Source organism: Bacteroidales bacterium, assembly GCA_023228145.1.
Lineage (GTDB): Bacteria > Bacteroidota > Bacteroidia > Bacteroidales > CAIWKO01 > CAIWKO01.
The window spans coordinates 1-21,621 of record JALOBU010000024.1 but is presented as its reverse complement, the minus strand read 5'-3'; the positions used below and the strand labels follow the sequence as shown (position 1 = coordinate 21,621).

Genomic DNA, 21,621 nt, shown 5'->3' with positions numbered 1-21,621 from the left:
GGGTTAAGTCGAAGAATCTGTCAAGATAACGAGAAACAGACAGCCCCCCAAAGAAATAACAACCTTTGGTGAAACTGTAAAAACCATGGCCCAGGTCTCCCCAATATTGCGAGGCGCCCCCGTGAATCCCCATGCTCCATTTTCTGTCGGCTGTTTGTGCATATGACAAATAAAAACATGTGAACAAAATAACGATAAGTGCAAAAAGTTTTTTCATGGCTTTGTGTTTGTTAAATGTATTTTGTGCAGTAAAAATATTACTTTTTTTTTTAGAATTGATTTTGGGTTAAAAAATAAAAAAACAATAACTAACAACGCAAATAACATATTTTTTAACTGGTTGTGCTATTTAGCTCATAACTTTCTGACGGCAGGATTGAGCTAAATCGAAATTTGAACCGTCCATATTTTGTATATATGAAATAGTGAGATTTCATAATTTAATAGCACAACCGGCCATTTTTATTAATATGTTTGTTAAAACCCGAAACAATAACTTATTTGCTCTGAACTTTAAACTATAAAACCAATTGCAGCATTCCGTTTTTTGTCTTAGAATCTCCTGAAATTGTCTGATAATTTATCACGTAGTAATAATATCCAGCCGGCATCAGCTGACCGTGATATTTCCCGTCCCAGGCCTGCAAAGGGTCTTCGGTTGTGAATAATTTCACGTTATCAGCATTATAAACATACAGGTAGTAATTCTCCGTGCTTATATTATAGAAATATGGCCTCCAAGTATCGTTTAACATGTCGTTATTGGGAGTAAATGAGTTGGGAATATAGCAATCGCTTCCGTTATAAACCACAGTCACCTGATAATCGTATTGCTGAGATGGAGTGATGATAGTAACCTCATAATATCCTTCGTCTCTTATGGTTATGGTAGGTGTGGATAAGTTTCCCGGCAGCCAAAGGTAAGATGTTGCTTCCGGTATGGTAGCATCCAGTGTGAGTATGGTATTTTCGCTCATATCGTAAAACATTCCGGGAGCATTGACAAGCAAGGTATCATATATAGGCTCCGGGGTGGGGGTGTCTTGTTTTTTACAGGAAAAGGCAATGAATGTCATCAGAAAAAACAAAGCAAACAAAACTATTTTATTATGTTTCTTCATAGCTTTCCTATTATTATCTTTTCCCTCCGAACTGCAGGCGGACATTGATTCCGGCATAATCAATAATCCCAAAGTTTTGAATAAGAATTTTATTCATCGGTAAGCCGGTATGCAGGTTAATAATTACATTATCCTTTATATTAAATCCAAGTATGATGCCTGCATTCTTCAGGTTGCGAAATTCGGCGCCGAACAGCAGCCAGCGTTTGTATGTAAACAATGCTGCAGGAGTAAAACGAAACGTCTTTTCATCACAAAGCATTTCGATGGCCGGCAACATGCCAAAGTTGTCGCCAAACTTCAGGGCATAACCTGCTGAAAGCATGTACTCACGTGGAATACGATACAAAGATACTAGTCCAGCTTCCGGCGATGTCAGGTGATTGGCAGACAAGCCCACATATAATGATTCCCAACTGTACCAAACACCGACACCTAAATCAAATTTGTTCTGGGCTGTCTTGCCAGGAAATATCTCGTTAGTACCGAAAACAAAACCATGATGATTATCTATCATATCTGAAAATGTTAAAGAAGTATTGTTGACATCCAGCGACAAAAAAGTGGCAGTTGCTCCCACACGCAGATAATGGTATGGTGCAAGTGTAAAACGATATGAAAAACTCATGTCAACAGACAACGACCCCCCTGCTCCCCCAATAAACCTGCTATAATCTATTCCTGCTCCGAAATTTTTTCTCTTGCCAAAAGTTAAATCGTAAGCCAGCTTATATCCGAATGGTACGTTAAAGTCATTACCCGGTTTGTATAAAGGCTTATAAACCATAGTACTCACCGAGATGGTGTGCCTCTGATTGTAGCCGGCATAAGCAGGATTGGCTTCAAAATTATTTAATATGCCTATCTTATAATCCGGAGGAGTCTCCAGGTTTACTTTCGACTTACTGCCTCTTTTCGCATTACGTTCCGATTGCAATTTTTTTCTGGCTTCAGCTTGTTGTTTTTTTGAATTGTAATCGTCAATAACGCTAGAAACATTATCATCACTGTTTTTCACTTCCTCATTTTGGACTGTTTCATCTGCTTTCTGCGGCTCCAGTAAAACTATATCATTCATTTCTTTTCCACTGTTGTCAATATCTTCAGCGTTATTTACAGGCTGGTATTCCGGAAAAGTTACATCCTTATCTTTATCTTTTATAATTTGAATGTTTTCTTCCTGTAAATTATTCTTATTATTTTCAGTATTTCCCGATGTTAAATTCTCTTTTGTTAAAGTATTATTATTGTCACCCGAATTGTTTTTTACCTTTCCTGTATAATTATTTGTAATCGCAATATTATCATGCCTGCCTGCTTTGTTTGTTTTATTTGCAGCATTACCTGCATTTATAACATCGCTGGCATTTTTATCATCATCTGACGAAAAGTTTTCATCAGACAAACCATTATTCTTTTCGTTTGCATTTTTATAAATTTCGTTATTGCCTGATGTGATATTTTCCGGAGATGAATTATTCATCACATTTTCCACAAACGTATTATTATTTTTTTCTATGGAAAATTGTCCAGTTAATTTATCATTGTTTCCTTCCAGCCTGAGTTTTTCCGAAAGCACATAGGTGAAAATACCCATGGAAACGATGATGATAGCGGAGATGATAAGAAGTAAATTGGCGGTATTTTTCCCTGTCCCGGCAATGCCCGAATTACGAGGGTTTGCTATGGCCGCTTTCATCATCTGCCAGTGCTCGGGGACAAAATCCGGCTTGTATTCAGCCAGCTTCTCTTTGAACAATTTGTCAATATTATTTTCTTTATCCATTTATGATGGTCTCCTTACGGTTAAGTTTTAAAATCCTGTTCATTAATATGCGCCTTGCATTAAGCAAATGCCATTGCGAAGTGCTTTCGGTTATGTTAAGGGCTTTCCCTATTTCTTTATGATTAAAATTCTCAAAAACATACATATTAAACACGGAGCGGCTGGCCGGAGGTAGGTCCTGTATCATTTTGATGAGGTCTTCTTCCCCAAGCTTGCTCAAAGCTTCGTTTTCTATGTGCGAAGAATCGTTGTTAATGTTGAGAGGAACTGTATTATAATAGCGGTTTTTTTCAAAGCGTATCTTGTCAAGCGCTGTATTTACCATTATTTTTCGTATCCACGCATATAAATAATCTCCTTCTCCCTGATATTTGTCAAGATTTTGAAAAACTTTTAAAAAACCGGTATTCAAAACCTCCAGGGCATCATCTTCGCTTCTTGAATAACGCAAACAAATATTCATCATCGCACCATAAAACATTTTATAAAGCTTTTCCTGAGCAGCCGAATTATTTTCTCTGCACAAATCCACTATCTCCTTCAGCTCCTTACCCGGCTTCATAGACTCAGTTTAATTATCAAACGCATTTACTAAACAAAAACTTGGTGAATGAAATATTTTTACATTATTATTTTATCAGTTCATCCCTGAAATGATAAGAAATATAATTATCATAACTCAAACATACATCCGTAGCAAAACGCACAGCCATAGTTATCATCTTGTTATATTCATCCAGTGAGAGTCTTTGCAGCTTTATTTTATCAATTTTATTTTTGTACATCCAGTAGGCCATCCCCGCTGTAAAAGTATCGCCGGCGCCCACTGTGCTGATGGGTTTGACACCAATAGCCGGCACATGACTCTCAAAATCATAGGTTTGCAAATCCACCCCATTACGGTTTCGTGTATATATTAAAGATTTACTTCCGAGTTTTTTTAACAAATTATAAGTCGCTCCAGCATCTTCGATTTGAAAAATATTTTTAAAATCCTCATCAGAACCTTTTGTAATATCAGCTATAGAAATATTTTCCTCGATAAAGGGTTTAAGTTGTTCGAGCATATTAAGATGCGCAAGTCGGAAATTAGGGTCGTAAACTATCAGCGCATTTTTTTGATTTGATTGATGAATAAATTCCGAAACCATCGTTCTTATTTCGGGCTTGATGGCATAATACGAGCCGAACAAAAGAATATCGTCCTGCTGAAGTTCGGGAAAATTTATATAGGGTTTATCTTCAATTCGTATTTTATAAAAAGAATAGTCGGCATTGTTTTTTTCGTCCAGAAATGCTAATGCAATACGCGATTTGGCGTTGGTATACATGGTGATGTAGGTTGTATCTACATTATTTTCTTTAAGAAATTTTTTAATAATATTCCCTACCCTGTCGTTGGCAAAGTCGCCGACAAAATACACGGGAAGCCCGAGACGTCCAAGAGATACAGCTACGTTGAGCATGGCGCCGCCGGGCTTAGCCTCAACCGGGATTTCGTTTTTAAAAATTATGTCATAAACGGCTTCGCCGAAGCAATATATTTTTCGCATATCCGGTTTATTTGGTAATACGTTCCAGTACTGTCAATATAAGTTTTTCCATCAGTGGCTTGTAATCCTTGCTGAATTGTTTCGCAATGCGATTGGCAATGATTACACATATCGTCAGGGTTTCGTGTCCTAAAAGTTTTCCCAATCCATATAATGCCGAGGTTTCCATTTCAAAGTTTGTAATTTTATTGCTTTGGAATTCGAAACTTGTCAGTGTTTCGTTCAGGTCCGGAAATGCTAGTCCTGCACGCAGTTGTCTGCCCTGTGGTCCGAAGAAACCCGGTGCCGTAGCTGTTATGCCCTGCTGCATATCAAAAGCTATTTTCTTTAAAAGCTCTTCAGAAGCTGGAAACACATAAGGTCTCGCAAGAAATGCAGGCCATTTTGTCTGTTGGATGAACTCGTCGGTAAATTTATCACCCACCTCATTCTGAGGTTTCTCATAAAAGTTCAGAACCCCGTCAATGCCAAGTCCATATGAAGATGCAACAAACGAATCGATGGGAATATTTTTCTGCATAGCACCTGAAGTGCCAATACGAATGATGTTCAATTTTCGTAATACAGGTTTAACAGTACGTGTGGTAAAATCAATATTTGCAAGTGCATCAAGCTCGTTCAGCACGATGTCAATATTGTCGGGGCCCATGCCTGTTGACAAGGCTGTGATTCTCTTTCCGCCAAAATATCCTGTATGGGTTACTATTTCCCTGTTCTGAGCTCTAAGTTCGATGCTGTCAAAATGCCAGGATATTTTTCCAACTCTTCCGGGATCACCAACTACAATAATATCATCTGCAATGTCTTCTGGATGCAAATTAAGGTGGTATATTTTATTCTCCGGAGTAATAATAAGCTCGGATTCTTCAAATTTTTTCATAAGTGTCCATTTTGTTATTTTTGCATCATAAGAATATTTTATTACTGATAATCACATCATTAGTCAGTTTTTTATTTTTTTCTTGTCAAGGTAAATATTTTGTGTGTATATTTATAAACTGTTTACAAATTTAAAGTTTTATGGAAAATTACAAAAACATATTGGTGCCTTTTGACTTCAACGAGCAATCAGAAATTGCCCTTGGACAATCATACAACATTGCCCGCCTTTCGAAACTTGATATTACTTTGCTTTATGTGCATGAAGAAAGCAATTTGATAAGCAAGTTTTTTTCGGCCGACCAGAGTGAAGAACTTATGGGAAAAATGAAGGCAGAACTTGATGAATTTGCAGGTATAAAATCAAAGGAAACCGGATTAAGAATAAGCGGTATGGTTGCCAAAGGCAAAATATATTCCAAGATTGTCGAAATAGCCGACATGATAGAAGCAAAATTTATAATAATGGGAAAAGCCAGCACTTATAATGATGATGAATCAACCATAGGCGCCAATGCTTCCAGAGTGATACGCCACGCAAAATGCCCGGTAATCACAATTTCTTCTGAGCACAATTACAACGGATGCCGCAGTATTTTAGTCCCCATTGACCTAACTCTGGAAAGCCGCCAAAAGGTTTCATGGGCTATCGAAATGGCTAAGTTATTCGGTTCAACCATAAAAGTTGTTTCAGTTCTTTGGTCAGTGAATCATAAGGGAATAGTTAAAGAATTACATGCTAAGATACAACAGGTTGTAAACTTCATCGAAGAACGTAATATTCGTTGTACTGCGGAAATTATTGAAGCTGCAAAAGAGTCGGATGATGTACCTACAATGCTCGTTTATGCGAAGCAACAAGGAGATATTGACCTTATTATGATTATGACACAACAGGAAACAAGCATCATACCCTTTTTTGTAAGTTCACAAACCACAGAATTTATACGCAAAGCAGATATTCCTGTGATGTCCATTATCCCTAAAGATATGGGAGAGACACTCAGTTTCAAATGAAAGCCCTTATCATCAGCATTGGCGATGAACTGCTCATCGGGCAAACCGTAAACACCAATGCTGCTTTTATCGCGGATGAATTAAATAAAGCAGGCATCAATGTTTCAGCTATTTATACTATTGGTGACAATCGTGAAGATATTTTTTATGCCTTGCACAACAGTGCAAAAAATGCAGAAATAACAATTATTACAGGCGGTCTTGGCCCCACCAATGATGATATTACAAAAAAAACACTTTCTGAGTTTTTTAGTTCACCATTGGTTTTGAATGAATCGTCCCTAAAAAACATTGAAGCATTGTTTTCCCGCCGTGGCTGGACATTGAACGAGATAAACAGAAAACAAGCCGAACTGCCCAAAAACTGTATCCCTTTGAAGAATGAGCTCGGTACTGCCCCGGGTATGTGGTTTACAGAAAATGGCAACCACTACATCTCGCTACCCGGCGTCCCTTTTGAGATGAAAAACATACTGCTGAATGAAGTGTTGCCAAAACTCAAAAAGCTGAACCTGTCCGGTTCTGTAATTCACAAAACGATTTTAACCACCGGTATCGGCGAATCGGCACTAGCAGAACGCATACGTGACTGGGAAGAAAAACTTCCGGGAAATATTAAACTGGCTTACCTTCCTGAGCCGGGGATTGTGAAACTCCGGCTTTCCTGTTACAAAAACATTACGGGAAATGCCGAAAAATTAATCATTCAGAAAATCAAAGCATTAAACGAATTCGCAAAAGATTTTATTTTTGGTTTCGGGGATGAAACTTTGCAACAAGTTGCCGGAAAATTATTAATAAATAAACAACAATCGTTGACCACTGCCGAAAGCTGTACCGGCGGATACCTGGCACACCTTATCACTTCCGTTCCAGGCAGTTCAAAATATTTTAAAGGTAGTGTTATTGCCTATGAAAACAAAGTTAAAACGGAAGTTTTAGGAGTGGACGAATCATTAATTAACAGTTACGGGGCAGTAAGCAAAGACGTGGTAATAGCCATGGCTGAGAGAGCCAAAAATTTATTAAAAAGTGATTATGCCCTTGCCACGTCAGGTATTGCCGGTCCTGATGGCGGCACGCCAGAAAAACCTGTAGGTACTGTTTGGGTGGCACTCGCCACACCAGAATATACCATTGCTGAAAAACTGATGCTTGGCAACGACAGGGAGCGCAATATTATCAGGGCTTCCGTGCATGCAATGAATATGCTGAGGAAAGCGATTGTTTAATGTCTCTGCAACCGCACGTGGCACGCATCAGTTTATTGTCGCAATCAAAAGGATGTAGCAATAGTTATAATTTAATCAGCTTAGTTAAGAATTTTGTTTCATTCTTTCTAAGGTAAACAAAATAAAAACCTTTTCGAAGCTGAGATACATTAAAAAAATTTCGTGTGATGGATAAATTTTCTTTAACGACTAATGTGCCTTGCAGAGAATATATCTCTATTAAATCACAACCTTCTTTAAAATAAAACACTTCTTTTGTTGGATTTGGGAATATGTAATCCTCTGGTAATTCAATTGTTGTTTGAGGAATTTCATCTGGTACTATATTTGTTTTTGCAGATATTAGACTAAGTGTATTATCATACTCACTACCGACCTCAATTTTAAGGTAATATAAAATAAAATCCTTTCCTTGACTTTTTGTAAATACAATATAAGAAGTATCCCCCCAGAACGCATCAATATTTTGAGACAACATTCCTGGTGGGCCGTAGTGATAATATCTAGTTGATAATGGTGCTCCATGTGAAAGTAAATTTTCGTTAGAATAATGTATGGTGTCGCCCCAATTATATTTTTTTATTATGGTGGTTTTTCTGAAGGTATCAACTACCAACCCGGAAATAAATGTTTGATAATATTCTATATAACTGGTATCTATGTGAACATAGAAATTGTTAAATGTTGATACAGATATTATACTAGTACTCCATAAATGTACATTAAACCAATCATATAAATAAAATCTAATATCATTTATAGAATCACCGTCCAGATCAAGATAGTAATTAACATAAGAAGCGTTCGGATATTGTGCGTAACAATGTAACACTGTGTCTTGGAATGGTATCTCATACCCACCCGAACTCGAATTATCTATTACAAGGTATTGGGCATATGAACCTCTAATCCAACACAGCGCGAATATAAGTAATGTTATTTTTTTCATGTTTTGCATTAATTAATGCTTGTAGGCTTCACCTTTTTTGTAGCTGTAATCTGTTTTTTTGAGAGAGCTAAACCTTATATCCACAAATATACTTTATGTTTTTTTATCAAACAATTTATTAATACAATAATTCAGTTTGCTTTGTTTCAATATCCCTATTATTTCCTGCCGGAATTCTTTTTTATACCAGAAAAACATCAGTTTCTGCTGCCGCTTGTCTTCAGTGTTGCGCGCCACGTATAGTGGTTTGCCGGTGTAAGGGTCGGTGCCGGTATAATACATCACGGAAGACAGTGTCATAGGAGTGGGCGTCATATCCTGTACCTGCTCGGGTTGTATTCCGGTGTGCTTGATATCCACCGCACATTCAACCATATCCTGCAGGGTGCATCCCGGGTGGCTCGAAATAAAATAAGGTACAATTTGCTGGTTAAGCCCCTCAGAAAATGAAATTTTATCAAAGATGTATTTAAAACGCGAATACAGATTGAAAGAGGGCTTTCGCATTATGGCCAGCACTTTATCGGAAGTATGCTCAGGAGCTACTTTCAACCGCCCCGACACATGATTTTTTACCAACAGTTTGAGGTATTCGGTGTAATGATTTTTTTTGTCATCAGCAGGTTTTCTGCCGATAAACAAATCATAGCGCAGCCCGCTGCCGATAAAAACCTTTTTTATTCCTTGCACACTGCCGGCTTTCTTGTAAATATCAATAAGCGGTTTGTGGTTATCATTCAGGTTATTGCATATTTTCGGATAAATACAAGAATAACGCGAGCACTTTTCGCAAACTTTCAAGTCAACACCTTGCATCTCGTACATATTTGCCGTTGGCCCGCCAAGGTCGCTCAGATACCCTTTAAAATCGGACATTTTAGTAGTCTGTTTTATTTCATTTAAAATCGAATTTTCAGAGCGACTGGAAATAAATTTCCCCTGATGCATGGAGATGGAACAAAAGCTGCATCCGCCAAAGCATCCGGAATGCATAGTAACAGAATGGCGTATCATCTCATAAGCCAGAATGGTTCCACGTTTCAGGTAGCGAGGATGCGGCATTCGGGTGTATGGTAAATTGTAAGCGCTGTCAATTTCAGCACTTGTCATAGGTAAAAACTGCGGATTAACCACGACATACTTTTTATCGCATTTCTGTATCAGACGTTTTGCATATAGCTTGTTCGACTCTGTTTCGATGATGGTAAAGCTTTTGGCAAAGAGCTTTTTATCGCGCAGGCAATCTTCGTGTGAAGGTAATTTAATGCAATTATTGTCAAATGTTGTGTCTAAGTTGTCTGTAAGGTAAGCAAGCTGGTTAATTGTTTTTGCCGTTTCGATGCTGCCACCGTTTTTTATGTGTTCCATCAATGCTTTCAACGGTTGTATTCCTTGTCCGTAAATCAGTAAATCGGCTTTTGCCTCTACTAAAATAGAAGGTTTCAGCATATCCGACCAATAATCGTAATGGGTAAATCTTCGTAATGAGGCCTCTACTCCACCCAGAATTACAGGGACATCAGGAAACAATTTTTTCAAAATGTTGGAGTAAACCACCGAAGCATAATCGGGGCGAAATCCTGATTTATCGCCGGGTGTGTATGCATCTGTGCTCCGTAGCCGCTTGAAAGCCGTATAGTGGTTCACCATCGAATCCATGCAGCCTGCAGTTACTCCAAAAAATAAGCGTGGCTTGCCCAGCTTTTTAAAATCACGCAGGTCATCGCGCCAATTAGGCTGAGGCAAAATGGCCACACGAAATCCTTCGCTTTCAATCAGCCGGGCAATCATGGCATGGCCGAAAGAAGGATGGTCCACATAAGCATCACCGCTGACAACGATTACGTCAACATAATCCCAGCCGCGCTTTTCGAGTTCTTCACGGGAAACAGGAAGCCAATCTGTGAGCTGAAAATTTTTCTCCATTATTGCAAAGATAAATGAAATTCAGAATGCAGAAGTGAGAAGAAAGAATTAAAGAAACAATAGCCCTTTGCGCCTCTGCATCTTTGCGTGAAATAAATTTACTTCATTCAAAAACATTCATTATAATAACCACAAGGACAATTGGTGCACTATGAATTCACAAAGAAGGTTTTTATCAGGTGCAGTAGCAGATATTCAATCATTTTGGAATTATTAGCTTGGCATTTTTTCACTAAATTTGCAACAAATACAAAAAATGAATATCCTCATCGCATCGAAAATACACCCGCATTTTATTGAAAAAATGTTGCAGGCAGGGCATAAATGTGTAGAAAATATTATGAAGGATTCCTCAGAGCTGGAACAGGAAATCTCTAAGTACGAGGGCATCGTCATAAACAGCCGCTTTGTCATCGGGAAAGAGTTGATTGATAAAGCCATTCAACTGAAGTTTCTTGCCCGCATCGGTGCCGGCATGGAAAGCATAGATACGGAATATTTAGAAAAAAAAGGTATTCGCTGGTTCAACTCTCCCGAAGGCAACCGTCAGGCGGTGGGCGAACACACACTGGGAATGTTACTGAATTTATTGAACAAAATTAATATCGCCGACCGCCAGGAACGTCAGGGACAGTGGATACGCGAAGCCAATCGCGGCACTGAAATAAGCGAAAAAATCGTAGCAATTATCGGATACGGAAACATGGGCAGTGCTTTTGCACGATGTCTGCACGGCTTTGATGCCAATGTAATTGCTTACGACAAATACAAAAAGGATTATTCCGATGATTTTGTATGCGAAAAAACACTCGAAGAGGTGTTTGAATATGCAGATATTGTGAGTATGCACGTGCCATTGACTGATGAAACCCACAATATGGTGAATGACGCGTATATTAATTCATTCAAAAAAAACATTTATCTCATCAATACCTCACGCGGCAAGGTGCTGAACACAGAAGATTTAGTTAAAAACATGAAAAGTGGAAAAGTAACAGGCGCCGCACTGGATGTGCTCGAATATGAGTCATCATCCTTTGAAAAAATAGGTCTTAAGAATTTCCCGGAGCCTATGCAATACCTCGTTAATGCTGACAATGTGATCTTAACGCCGCATATTGCCGGCTGGTCGGTAGAATCAAACCTGAAACACGCACAGGTGCTGGTGGAAAAGATATTGAATTGTTATTAGCAATCTGCGTATATCAGCGTAATCAGCGGGAAAAATAAAATAATAGTTCCCGCAGATAACGCAGATTGGCGCAGAGAGGTTTTTTCAACTTATTTACCTATTCACCTATCCACCTAAACGCCTAACTACCTAACAGTCTATTTTACCTAATACCCCTAACAAACCAAAACTCTCCTCCCCAAAATCACTTCTTCAGAAAAAATCCTATATTTGCCTTAGAAAAATAAAAAATCAACATAATGAAAAACAACCAGAAAATCTTCAAGGGACAAACCCTGGCCATACTTACCGGTGGCGGAGATACTCCTGCCCTCAACTCCAGTATTGAATCTATTCGCAATCGTGCTTCGTTGCTCGGCTTTAAGGTTTACGGAATCCGCAAGGGTTGGAAAGGCCTCCTGGGTAACGGAGATATAGTTGATTTGTCTTATCAGCCCTATGATGGATATTTTGGAGGTACAGCACTGCTTTCAAGCCGCACAAACCCTTTCCCATCTAAGAAGAATCCTGAGAACCGCGTTCCTCAGATTTTACAAAACCTGAAAAAGTACAAGATAGATGTTATTGTTACCATTGGAGGCGACGACACCAACGGCGCAGCAAAGAAACTATATGAAACCGAAGGCATCCCTGTAATAGGCTTTCCCAAGACCATTGACAACGACCTGCGCACACGTACCATGCATCATTATGAAAATAGCAACATCGAGGCCGTGCTTTGCCCCGGCTTTCCATCGGCTGCCAAAGGCTTGATGGAATTTACCGACCGCATACGCACCACAGCTTATTCGCATTCCCGCATCATTGTGCTCGAAGTGATGGGGCGCGATGCCGGCTGGCTCACAGGCAGCGCAGTATTTGGAGGTGCCGACCTGGCGCTGATACCCGAATTTGAAATTACTAAAGAGCGCAAGGATTTCTTTTTTGAACAAGTGAAAGAAGCTTATCTCAGTTCACGAAAAAAAGCACTGGTAATAGCCGTTTCGGAGGGAGTACGCTGGTACGATGAACACAAAGACAAAGTGGATGTGGTGTATGCCAGCTCCGAAGTGGACGAATACGGCCATCCGCGCTTCGGTGGCATCAGCGGAATTATTGCCTCCGAAATTTCCAACAAACTGAAAATTGAAGCCCGTGCTCAAATTACCGGTTATTATGCGCGTGCCGGCCAATGCCGCCTTTATGACCGTCGGCTTACTCAGACCTTAGCAGATAAAGTAGTTGACCTGTTGTTGCGAAAAGAATATGGACAAATGCCGGTTATGCAGAAAATTGTAAAATTCCAGGAGCTGGAAGAATTCAACACAGCGTCGGTAGATATGGGCTCCATTGGGAACAGGCCATTGCCGGAACAATATTACGACATCAATGAATTTAAATTTACCCCTGCCTATACAGATTTCCTTATGCACATTCTGGGCAAGCAGCATTTTATTGAGTTTGACAGTGATTTTCCGGTTGTAATACCCTAAGCCGCTGAAATAATACGGATACACTGAAAGATATTTCACCTGAAATAGGAGCAATATCGGGTTGTAACACTTTCTATTTGTATCTTCAATGTCGCTGTTATCAATAAAGTCATTGCTGTGGCATTTCGTTTCATAAAAAAAAGCTATACAGCACTAATTTCGCTTAATTTTGCAGAAAAAGATTTTTTGCAACTTCCAGAAATCTTATCGGCTTATCATAATAACCCACAGGCTGTTCAAATTGCCAGTCTGACGGAAGCTGAAGGTTTACACCGTATCCATATTGCCGGTCTCAACGGGTCATCACGTGCTTTTATAATTGCAGCCGTCTTTGCCCGCTCCGAAAAAACACAGTTTGTGGTGATGCCCGACAAAGAATCTGCAGCTTACCTGTATAACGATATAGAAAATATCCTGAGCGAACAAAATGTAAAATTGTTCAAAAAAAATGTACTGTTTTTTCCTTCTTCATATCGGTATCCTAAAAATTTTGAAAAGATTGACAACACTGCCGTATTGCTACGTACCGAGGTGCTCAACAAGTTGCAAAAAGGAAGAAAAAAACTTATTGTGGTTACATATACCGATGCTCTGCTCGAGAAAGTAGTGTCGCAGAATTTCTTTGAAAAAAACACCCTGCGCCTGAAAACAGGAGATAAACTCTCGCTGGACTTTATCAATGAAGTTCTTTATGAATATCATTTTGAACACGTTGATTTTGTAGCCGAGCCCGGGCAATATGCCTTACGTGGCGGCATCATTGATGTGTATTCTTACTCCAACGAAAATCCTTACCGAATCGAGCTTTTGGGTGATGAAGTGGCCTCCATACGCACCTTTGACCCGGCCACACAGCTATCACTGGAACGCATCGAACACATAAAAATAGTTCCCGATTCAAATGACAGCGAGCTGGTAAAAAGAAAAGTTGATTTGCCTGAATATATCAAAGGCAGCGCTGCTTTCTGGTTTGAAGATGCCGAGTTGACACTTGACCAGCTAAGTATGCTTTATAACATTACTTCTGAACATAGTAAAACAAAAAATACTGATGAGAAAAATTTCAATATCAGTGAAGGTTTCACCGACAGCAATACCCTAAAAAAACAACTGCTTGATTTTCCTCTTATGGAATTCGGGAAGCATTATTATTTTGAGCCAACAAACGCCTTTGCTTTCGAAACCTATCCGCAGCCATCATTCAATAAAAATTTTGATTTGTTGCTTGGCACGCTTTCTGAAAATACGCAGAACGGAATTACAAACATCATTTTCTCCGATTCTAAAAGTCAATCGGAACGTATTTATGCTATCATTGACGACATCCAGAAAAGCAGAAAACAGGATTTATCTATTGATTTCTCCATCATCAACACTTCCCTGCACGAAGGCTTTACCGATGCTGAACAAAAACTCTGCTGTTATACCGACCATCAGATATTTGACCGCTACCACCGTTTTCGCCTGAAAGACAATTACAGCGCCAGAGAAGCAGCCACACTTAAAGATATTTACAACCTGCAACCGGGCGATTATATTACGCATATTGACCACGGGGTGGGCCGTTACGCAGGCCTCGAAAAAATTGAAGTAAATGGCAGGCAGCAGGAAGCCATCAAACTGGTGTATGAAAATCAGGATATTTTATATGTCAGCATCCACTCCCTGCACCGGATTTCAAAATATGTAAGCAAAGACGGGACCCCGCCGGCATTGAACCGGCTGGGCTCGAATGCCTGGAACAAACTGAAGTCCAAGACCAAAGAAAAAGTCAAAGACATCGCAAAAGACCTGATAAAGCTTTATGCGCAGCGGCGTGCCTCCAAAGGCCATGCTTTTCCCCCGGATAATTATCTTCAGCATGAACTTGAAGCTTCCTTTATCTATCAGGATACGCCTGACCAGGTGAAATCAACCGAGGATGTAAAAAAAGACATGCAGGCCGATTATCCCATGGACCGCCTGATATGCGGCGACGTGGGTTTTGGCAAAACGGAAGTGGCCATACGCGCGGCCTTCAAATCGGTGTGCGACAGCAAACAGGTGGCAGTGCTTGTTCCCACAACGATACTTGCACTTCAGCATTTCCGAACATTTTCTGACCGGCTTACAGAATTTCCTTGCAGGGTTGAATATATCAACCGTTTCCGCTCCACAGCAAAACAAAAAGAAATATTAAGGGAATTAACAGAAGGCAAAATAGACATCCTGATTGGTACGCACCGGCTTATCAGTAAAGATGTGAAATTTAAAGACCTCGGCCTTTTGGTTATTGACGAAGAACAAAAATTTGGTGTGGCCAGCAAGGAAAAAATCAAACAGTTGAAAGTAAATGTGGATACCCTGACACTAACGGCAACGCCTATCCCCCGCACACTGCAGTTTTCGCTGATGGGCGCCCGGGATTTGTCTATCATTTCCACAGCGCCACCCAACCGTTATCCGATACATACTGAATTGCATGTTTTTAACGAAGCCAGCATACGCGACGCCATCATGTATGAGATTTCACGCGGAGGGCAAGTGTTTTTTGTACATAACCGTGTGCATAATATTCACGATATTGCCGAACTCATCCAAAAGCTTTGCCCGGGAGTACGTATTGCCATAGGCCATGGACAGATGGAAGGCCATGTACTCGAAACAACCATGCTTGATTTTATTGACGGGCAATATGATGTGCTGGTTTCAACGACGATAATTGAGTCGGGGCTGGACATTCCAAATGCCAATACCATCATCATCAATGAAGCACAAAATTACGGACTGAGTGATTTGCATCAATTGAGGGGACGTGTAGGACGCACTAATAAAAAGGCGTTTTGTTACCTGCTGGCACCTCCGCTGTCGGTACTTACCGATGAAGCACGCAAGCGATTGAGAGCTATTGAAGAATTTTCTGAACTCGGAAGCGGCTTTAACATTGCCATGCGCGACCTTGACATACGCGGCGCAGGAAATATACTGGGCGCCGAACAAAGTGGTTTTATCTCTGAGATAGGCTTTGAGATGTACCAGAAAATCCTTGACGAAGCGCTGTTTGAGCTGAAACAAAAGGAATTCAAAGAGTTATACCAGGATGAGAAAAATATAAATCAGGAATTTGTAAGAGACTGCCAGATAGAAACCGACCTTGAAGTGTTGATACCCGATTCGTATATTTCTAATATTTCAGAACGGCTTGTTTTGTACAAAGAGCTTGACAGTATTGAAACTGAAGAAAGCCTGCTCACATTTCAGAACATGCTTATTGACCGCTTTGGTCCCATACCTATACAAGCACAAGAACTGATGAATGCTTTGCGTCTGCGCCGTATGGCAACAAAACTGGGCTTTGAGAAAATAGTACTTAAAGAAAAACAGCTTAAAGGATATTTTGTCAGCAACCCGGAATCGGATTATTATCAGTCGCCCATGTTTACTAATATTTTGAATTTTGTGAAAGAGCATTCGAGGTTTTGTACTTTAAAAGAAAGTGGTAAAAAACTGATGCTGATAATTTCTAATATTTCGAAAGTGTCGGAGGCAATGAACAAGCTGGCGAAGCTGCTGCAGGAGTCAGAGCAGCGGAGCGAAGTTTGAAACTTCGCTCCATTGAATTTCGTTCCGCAGTAATATTCCTAAAAAAGAAGCGCTTTAGAACAGCTTATCATTTATAAACATTTTGCCCCTCCGGGGCAATGGTTCTTTGGGGAGTACAAGTTTTTTAAAAATGTTGAGCCCCTACGAGACTTTAAAGTTAACCATTTATTATTTCTTTTAAATTTAATATTCAATAAAATTTAAAGTGTTTGTTCATTGTTGCTCACTTCTCGCTCAATAATATTTCATTGCACCAAAGCGGGTAATATTCTAATTTATAAAAATGAAGTACTTTAGTATCATAAAATTATATCGTCATTATGAAATTTTTTTTTAAATTATCCCATCTTTTTATCGTATTGTCGTTGCTTGCTACAAGCCTTCGGGCACAATACCAAGCGGGTGACACCGTCCACATTCAAACCTTCACTTTCGGCTCGCCGCAGAATGCAAAGTTTTTGTTTCCCCCGGATACCCTGCGGATAAACAAGATATTGATGTATTATACCCTCAAATGCAATCCTGCGCAAAACCCTGCCTGCGGCGAATGGGATTATCTAACAAATACATACTTATACGAACATACCGGCATACCTGACTCCACGCTGCTGAATGCACCCAGCTATGTGGTAAACGGCACAAGCCCCGATTCCACACAGTTCATGTTTCAACCTTCATGGAATTATTTCCCGCACTTCAATACTGAAATAGTTTACACAAACACCCTGAGCTTTGACTCCGCAAAGTTTGACAGCGGCATTGATGTCACAGCGAATCCCTTTAATTCCCTTTATCCAGAAAGCCGCTCACAATATTTATGGAAAGATGCAGAATTGCTGGCTGCAGGATTGCAGGCGGGCAATGTCAGCGGGTTAAGATTTTACGTAGAAAATACCGGAAGCGAATTGAAAAATTTAACCATAAGGATGAAGAATACCACCCTTGATTCGCTGACGGCAATAGCTTTTGTAACTTCCGGCTTTACAGAAGTATATAACAACAACACTTCTTTCCTTGCCACAGGCTGGAACATGATACATTTCACAAACTCATTCAACTGGGACGGAAGCAGTAATATTGCCATTGACATTTCTTATGACAATAGCAGTGCGGGAACAGCCAATGATATTCTTAGCGAGAACACACTGTTAAAAACAGGTATTTATTCTTCAGGAGAAGACAAATCGCTGTTTTTTTTCGGAAGTGATTTTGTTGATGTCCCCAAAGAAGCCTTTGCTGCCATTGACAGCTTTATCACCGTGTCATTCTGGCAATACGGCAACCCTGCTTTTCAGCCACAGGACCAGATGGCCTTTGAGGCATACGACTCTTTAAACAACCGTGTCATTAACGTGCACCTGCCATGGTCGAACAGTAATATATACTGGGACGCGGGAAACAGCGGAGGTACAAGCTATGACCGTATCAATAAAGCTGCAGTCCTTGCAGACTTTGAAGGGCAATGGAACCATTGGGCATTTACCAAGAATGTCGCAACCGGAAGCATGAAAATATACAAAAACGGTGTGTTGTGGCATTCGGGGACAGGCCTGACAAAGAGGATGTACGGTATTAAGAATTTTAAACTAGGTTCTGCAGCTTTGGGCAATTATAATTACGATGGTAATATTGATGAATTTGCTGTGTGGAACACAGAACTTGATTCGGCAACCATCAGAAAATGGATGCGGAAAAGCCTTGATGATGTGAGCCACCCGAATTATTCAGACCTCTTGTTGTATTACGATTTTAACCAGAGTTCACAGGATGTAACTTATGATTTGTCAGGCAATGGCTTTGACGGTTTGCTGTCCGGAATACCAGCATACATCACCACCAGGGGAAGCGACATCTTTAATAACTTCGGCGAAACAACATTGCGCCCAAACATTATTTTTGAACAGGGAACCTATGAATCCCATATTGATACACTGATTACCGTTGATTCTGTTCAGAAAGACCCCATGCAGATAGTTTTTTACAGCGATTCATTAAACCCGCTGACTTCCACGGGCTCAATCATTGCATGGCCTGTATATTTCAACAATTATACTTACGACCACCTTGGCCATGCCACCGATTCCACATTTGTGATTCCCGACAGCACTATTTACATGAAAAAATGGTATTACTATAGCGAACCCTTCGAGGTGATAAACCGTTATGAGCTTGGACGCTACATCACTCCTTATGGCAACGGTCTTTCGCTGGGAAATGGCGTAACATGGATTTATGACCTGAGCGATTACAGAACCCTGCTGAAAGACTCTGTGCATCTGAGTGCGGGTAACTGGCAGGAATTGCTTGACATGCGTTTTGATTTAATTGTTGGCACCCCACCCCGCGACCCTATCAGTGTGAAGAATTTATGGAATGGAGATTTTAACTATGGCTTTCCTGAGGACCCCATAGAAAGCCACCTGACACCAAAAAAAGTTTTAATACCACAGGAAGCAGTCAATGCCCGTTGGAAATCCCGTGTTACAGGTCATGGGATGGATTCTCCGCAAAACTGTGCGGAATTTTGTCCCAAAAGTCATTATTACAAAGTGGATGGTGTACAGAGGTATCAAAAACTGGTATGGCGTGATGATTGTGCATTAAACCCCCTTTATCCGCAGGGCGGCACCTGGGTTTATTCCCGTTCGAACTGGTGCCCGGGGGCAGAGGTCAGCACTTACGACCTGGAACTTACTCCGTATATGACACCCGGTGATTCCCTTACTCTGGACCATGATGTTCAGCCCTATACACATACCAGCGGATGGGATTATTACCAGATTGAAGATCAGCTGATAACTTACGGGACTCCAAATTTCATAAGGGATGCCGAAGTATATAACATCAAGACCCCATCAAAAGACTTTCTGTTCAAACGACTGAACCCGATTTGCAATAACCCGCTCATCACCATCCGTAACAACGGCAGCGACACTTTAAAAACTCTAACTATTACTTACGGTATCGAAGGGGGAAGTCCAAGCACTTTAAACTGGTCGGGAAATCTCCCACCTATGTTTGCTGAAGATGTTCAACTGGAACATTTTTCTTGGGAGCCTAACCCGGGAACATTTTATGCCAATGTTTCCCAACCCAACGGCGGGGCAGACGAATATGTTTTTAACGACAAAATGACATCAACATACAACCCAACACCAGAGTATCCCAAGGATTTTGTCATTGAGGTGAAAACCAACAACAGGCCTTACGAAAACGAATACACCATTATAGATGACCTTGGAAATATTTTATATTATAAAAATTTCAGCACAGCAAACACCGTTTACAAAGACACCGTTCATTTTGCCGACGGATGCTATGAATTCCGGCTCACTGACTCTGACGATGACGGTTTGCAATGGTGGGCAAATAACGATGGTGCAGGTTATTTAAAATTCCGCTGGCTTGAAAACAGCGTCGCTTTCAAATCTTTTGGTAGCGACTTCGGCAGGGAAATTTACCAGCAGTTTACCACAGGATATAATCTGCCGGTCAGTGAATATGACAATGATTACTTCTGCGATGTTTATCCCAATCCCACTGAAAACCATTTTACTCTGGACCTCGCATTACCTTTTCAGCAGGATGTTAACATTAGTATATTTGATTTCATGGGAATGTTGGTGAAACAAATCCATGAAACAGGCATCAGCGAGAAGCAGTTCACTATCGATTTGTCGGATCAGGCGGCAGGAATATACTTTGTAAATATCGTAATAAAAAATGCTGTAAAAACAGTAAAACTCGTTTTACAGAAATAATCAGCAAAACCTTACGCTCTATTTTTTCTTAACAATGCCTAATGGCATATTGTTTTGCCATATACCTCATTCATCACCTGCGCTATGGCTACATAACAAGCCAGCAAGCCGCAAAATATTCCTTCGAATCCTTTAAGGTCTGCACCGCACTGCATTCGGCAAAATCGCCGATTGCGAGCAGGAAGAACAGCAGTGCCAGAGTCCCGAACAGAAGCTCAAAGCGACATTGATCTTAAATGTCCCTATGAAGATGCAAAAGGTGAACACCCCCCACTGTGTCAGATAATTTGCCATTTCATTCTTATCAGGTGCGGTGGCATACCCTGCCTTGGGCAACGTAAACATCAGCACCAGCGAAATCCAGAACAAACCGTACGAAGTAAATGCAGTAGCCCCAAAGGTGTTGTTCTTTTACCATTCCTGTATGCCCGCAAAAATCTGAGCCAGCCCGCCAAATGCTATACACATGAACAGGATGATACTGCCCAGCGCAAAGCTGCCGGCATTGTGGATATTTAGCAAAATAGTTGTCATGCCAAATCCAAGCAACCCAAGAGGTGCAGGATTTGCAGGGCTGTCCTTTATTACAGTGAGGTTTTGATTTTCAATAAGGATATCTTTAAATTTTCAATTTATGCAAAAATTTAAAACTGCATAAACAGCAAAATCAACTCAACTGATTTTATCTGTCTATCTGAGCATCTTCAACACAACAATCTGTGATTTTTGCTTCCCTTCAAAGTTCAGCTTGAAAGTGTACATTCCTGCAGAAAGTTTGCTTCCCTGAAATTCAACAGTGTATTTTCCGGCATCTTGATATTGATTAACGAGTTCTTTTACCTGCATGCCCATAGCGTTGTATACTTCCAGCTTTACTTTTCCTGCTTCAGGCAAGCGGTAACTCAACGTAACTTTTTCGCTGAACGGATTCGGATAACCGGTCAATTCCAGTTCAGGCGTATTGCCATTGCCCTGTATATATAATTTTGGTATTGTCAGGTATATCCCTTCAGGTTCACGCCCATACTGGTCGGCTATCACACCCGTGCCCTGCAAATTCAGACCGATTTCTCCTGATTGTTGTGACTTTCTTGGTTTGAAAATTAATGTCAGTATCTCATCATTTTCTATTACATCATAGTGATTCGTCG

Annotated in this window: 15 protein-coding genes; 7 read left to right on the top strand and 8 right to left on the bottom strand. The window is 40.3% G+C overall.

The features are described from left to right. Nucleotides 1-518 precede the first annotated feature (518 nt). The 5 genes from M0R16_10865 to M0R16_10845 all read right to left on the bottom strand — a co-directional run bounded on the left by M0R16_10865 (nt 519) and on the right by M0R16_10845 (nt 5,340). Nucleotides 519-1,121: a gliding motility-associated C-terminal domain-containing protein gene (locus tag M0R16_10865; protein MCK9613375.1), complete on the bottom strand. Its 603-nt coding sequence runs from the start codon at nt 1,119-1,121 to the stop codon at nt 519-521. Between the two features lie 13 nt (nt 1,122-1,134). Next, nucleotides 1,135-2,907 (bottom strand): type IX secretion system membrane protein PorP/SprF, encoded by a 1,773-nt coding sequence (locus M0R16_10860; GenBank protein MCK9613374.1) that lies wholly within the window; start codon nt 2,905-2,907, stop codon nt 1,135-1,137. Beyond that, a complete protein-coding gene (locus M0R16_10855; GenBank protein ID MCK9613373.1) occupies nt 2,900-3,469 on the bottom strand; it encodes a sigma-70 family RNA polymerase sigma factor in 570 nt (189 codons plus the stop codon). Before M0R16_10855 ends, M0R16_10860 begins: the two co-directional genes overlap by 8 nt. Nucleotides 3,470-3,536: 67 nt before the next feature. Then, nucleotides 3,537-4,460: a carbohydrate kinase gene (locus tag M0R16_10850; GenBank protein MCK9613372.1), complete on the bottom strand. Its 924-nt coding sequence runs from the start codon at nt 4,458-4,460 to the stop codon at nt 3,537-3,539. A 7-nt stretch (nt 4,461-4,467) separates the two neighbouring features. After that, complete coding sequence (locus tag M0R16_10845; protein MCK9613371.1) at nt 4,468-5,340, bottom strand: nucleoside phosphorylase; 873 nt, start codon at nt 5,338-5,340, stop codon at nt 4,468-4,470. 140 nt (nt 5,341-5,480) lie between these two features. On the opposite strand from M0R16_10845, the gene M0R16_10840 reads away from it, so the two are divergent. Beyond that, nucleotides 5,481-6,356, top strand: a complete 876-nt coding sequence (locus tag M0R16_10840; GenBank protein MCK9613370.1) for a universal stress protein — start codon at nt 5,481-5,483, stop codon at nt 6,354-6,356. Beyond that, nucleotides 6,353-7,588: a competence/damage-inducible protein A gene (locus M0R16_10835; GenBank protein ID MCK9613369.1), complete on the top strand. Its 1,236-nt coding sequence runs from the start codon at nt 6,353-6,355 to the stop codon at nt 7,586-7,588. Before M0R16_10840 ends, M0R16_10835 begins: the two co-directional genes overlap by 4 nt. 64 nt (nt 7,589-7,652) lie before the next feature. Here M0R16_10835 and M0R16_10830 read toward each other — a convergent pair whose 3' ends face one another. Beyond that, on the bottom strand, nt 7,653-8,537 hold the full coding sequence (locus M0R16_10830; GenBank protein ID MCK9613368.1) for a T9SS type A sorting domain-containing protein: 885 nt from the start codon (nt 8,535-8,537) through the stop codon (nt 7,653-7,655). Between the two features lie 93 nt (nt 8,538-8,630). Next, nucleotides 8,631-10,463, bottom strand: coding sequence for a YgiQ family radical SAM protein (locus M0R16_10825; GenBank protein MCK9613367.1), 1,833 nt, complete (start codon nt 10,461-10,463; stop codon nt 8,631-8,633). Nucleotides 10,464-10,719: 256 nt separating this feature from the next. Between M0R16_10825 and M0R16_10820 the strand changes: the two genes are divergently transcribed. The 5 genes from M0R16_10820 to M0R16_10800 all read left to right on the top strand — a co-directional run bounded on the left by M0R16_10820 (nt 10,720) and on the right by M0R16_10800 (nt 20,989). Further along, entirely contained in the window at nt 10,720-11,655 is a 936-nt protein-coding gene (locus M0R16_10820; GenBank protein MCK9613366.1) for an NAD(P)-binding domain-containing protein, read from the top strand. A 239-nt stretch (nt 11,656-11,894) separates the two neighbouring features. Continuing rightward, nucleotides 11,895-13,127: a 6-phosphofructokinase gene (locus M0R16_10815; GenBank protein ID MCK9613365.1), complete on the top strand. Its 1,233-nt coding sequence runs from the start codon at nt 11,895-11,897 to the stop codon at nt 13,125-13,127. Between the two features lie 117 nt (nt 13,128-13,244). Further along, complete coding sequence (gene mfd / locus M0R16_10810) at nt 13,245-16,709, top strand: transcription-repair coupling factor (protein ID MCK9613364.1); 3,465 nt, start codon at nt 13,245-13,247, stop codon at nt 16,707-16,709. A gap of 320 nt (nt 16,710-17,029) precedes the next feature. Continuing rightward, nucleotides 17,030-20,470, top strand: coding sequence for a T9SS type A sorting domain-containing protein (locus tag M0R16_10805; protein ID MCK9613363.1), 3,441 nt, complete (start codon nt 17,030-17,032; stop codon nt 20,468-20,470). 192 nt (nt 20,471-20,662) lie between these two features. Beyond that, nucleotides 20,663-20,989, top strand: a complete 327-nt coding sequence (locus tag M0R16_10800) for a hypothetical protein (GenBank protein ID MCK9613362.1) — start codon at nt 20,663-20,665, stop codon at nt 20,987-20,989. 171 nt (nt 20,990-21,160) lie between these two features. Here the strand turns inward: M0R16_10800 and M0R16_10795 are convergent. Then, a partial coding sequence (locus tag M0R16_10795; GenBank protein MCK9613361.1) for a T9SS type A sorting domain-containing protein occupies nt 21,161-21,621 on the bottom strand: 461 nt, incomplete at its 5' end.

Bases quoted from the DNA above. Each gene is read 5' to 3' on its own strand.
- M0R16_10805 (MCK9613363.1), top strand. From the start codon at position 17,030: ATGAAATTTTTTTTTAAATTATCCCATCTTTTTATCGTATTGTCGTTG.
- M0R16_10840 (MCK9613370.1), top strand. From the start codon at position 5,481: ATGGAAAATTACAAAAACATATTGGTGCCTTTTGACTTCAACGAGCAA.
- M0R16_10860 (MCK9613374.1), bottom strand. From the start codon at position 2,907: ATGGATAAAGAAAATAATATTGACAAATTGTTCAAAGAGAAGCTGGCT.
- M0R16_10855 (MCK9613373.1), bottom strand. From the start codon at position 3,469: ATGAAGCCGGGTAAGGAGCTGAAGGAGATAGTGGATTTGTGCAGAGAA.
- M0R16_10815 (MCK9613365.1), top strand. From the start codon at position 11,895: ATGAAAAACAACCAGAAAATCTTCAAGGGACAAACCCTGGCCATACTT.
- M0R16_10830 (MCK9613368.1), bottom strand. From the start codon at position 8,537: ATGAAAAAAATAACATTACTTATATTCGCGCTGTGTTGGATTAGAGGT.
- M0R16_10835 (MCK9613369.1), top strand. From the start codon at position 6,353: ATGAAAGCCCTTATCATCAGCATTGGCGATGAACTGCTCATCGGGCAA.
- M0R16_10850 (MCK9613372.1), bottom strand. From the start codon at position 4,460: ATGCGAAAAATATATTGCTTCGGCGAAGCCGTTTATGACATAATTTTT.
- M0R16_10825 (MCK9613367.1), bottom strand. From the start codon at position 10,463: ATGGAGAAAAATTTTCAGCTCACAGATTGGCTTCCTGTTTCCCGTGAA.
- M0R16_10845 (MCK9613371.1), bottom strand. From the start codon at position 5,340: ATGAAAAAATTTGAAGAATCCGAGCTTATTATTACTCCGGAGAATAAA.
- M0R16_10865 (MCK9613375.1), bottom strand. From the start codon at position 1,121: ATGAAGAAACATAATAAAATAGTTTTGTTTGCTTTGTTTTTTCTGATG.
- M0R16_10820 (MCK9613366.1), top strand. From the start codon at position 10,720: ATGAATATCCTCATCGCATCGAAAATACACCCGCATTTTATTGAAAAA.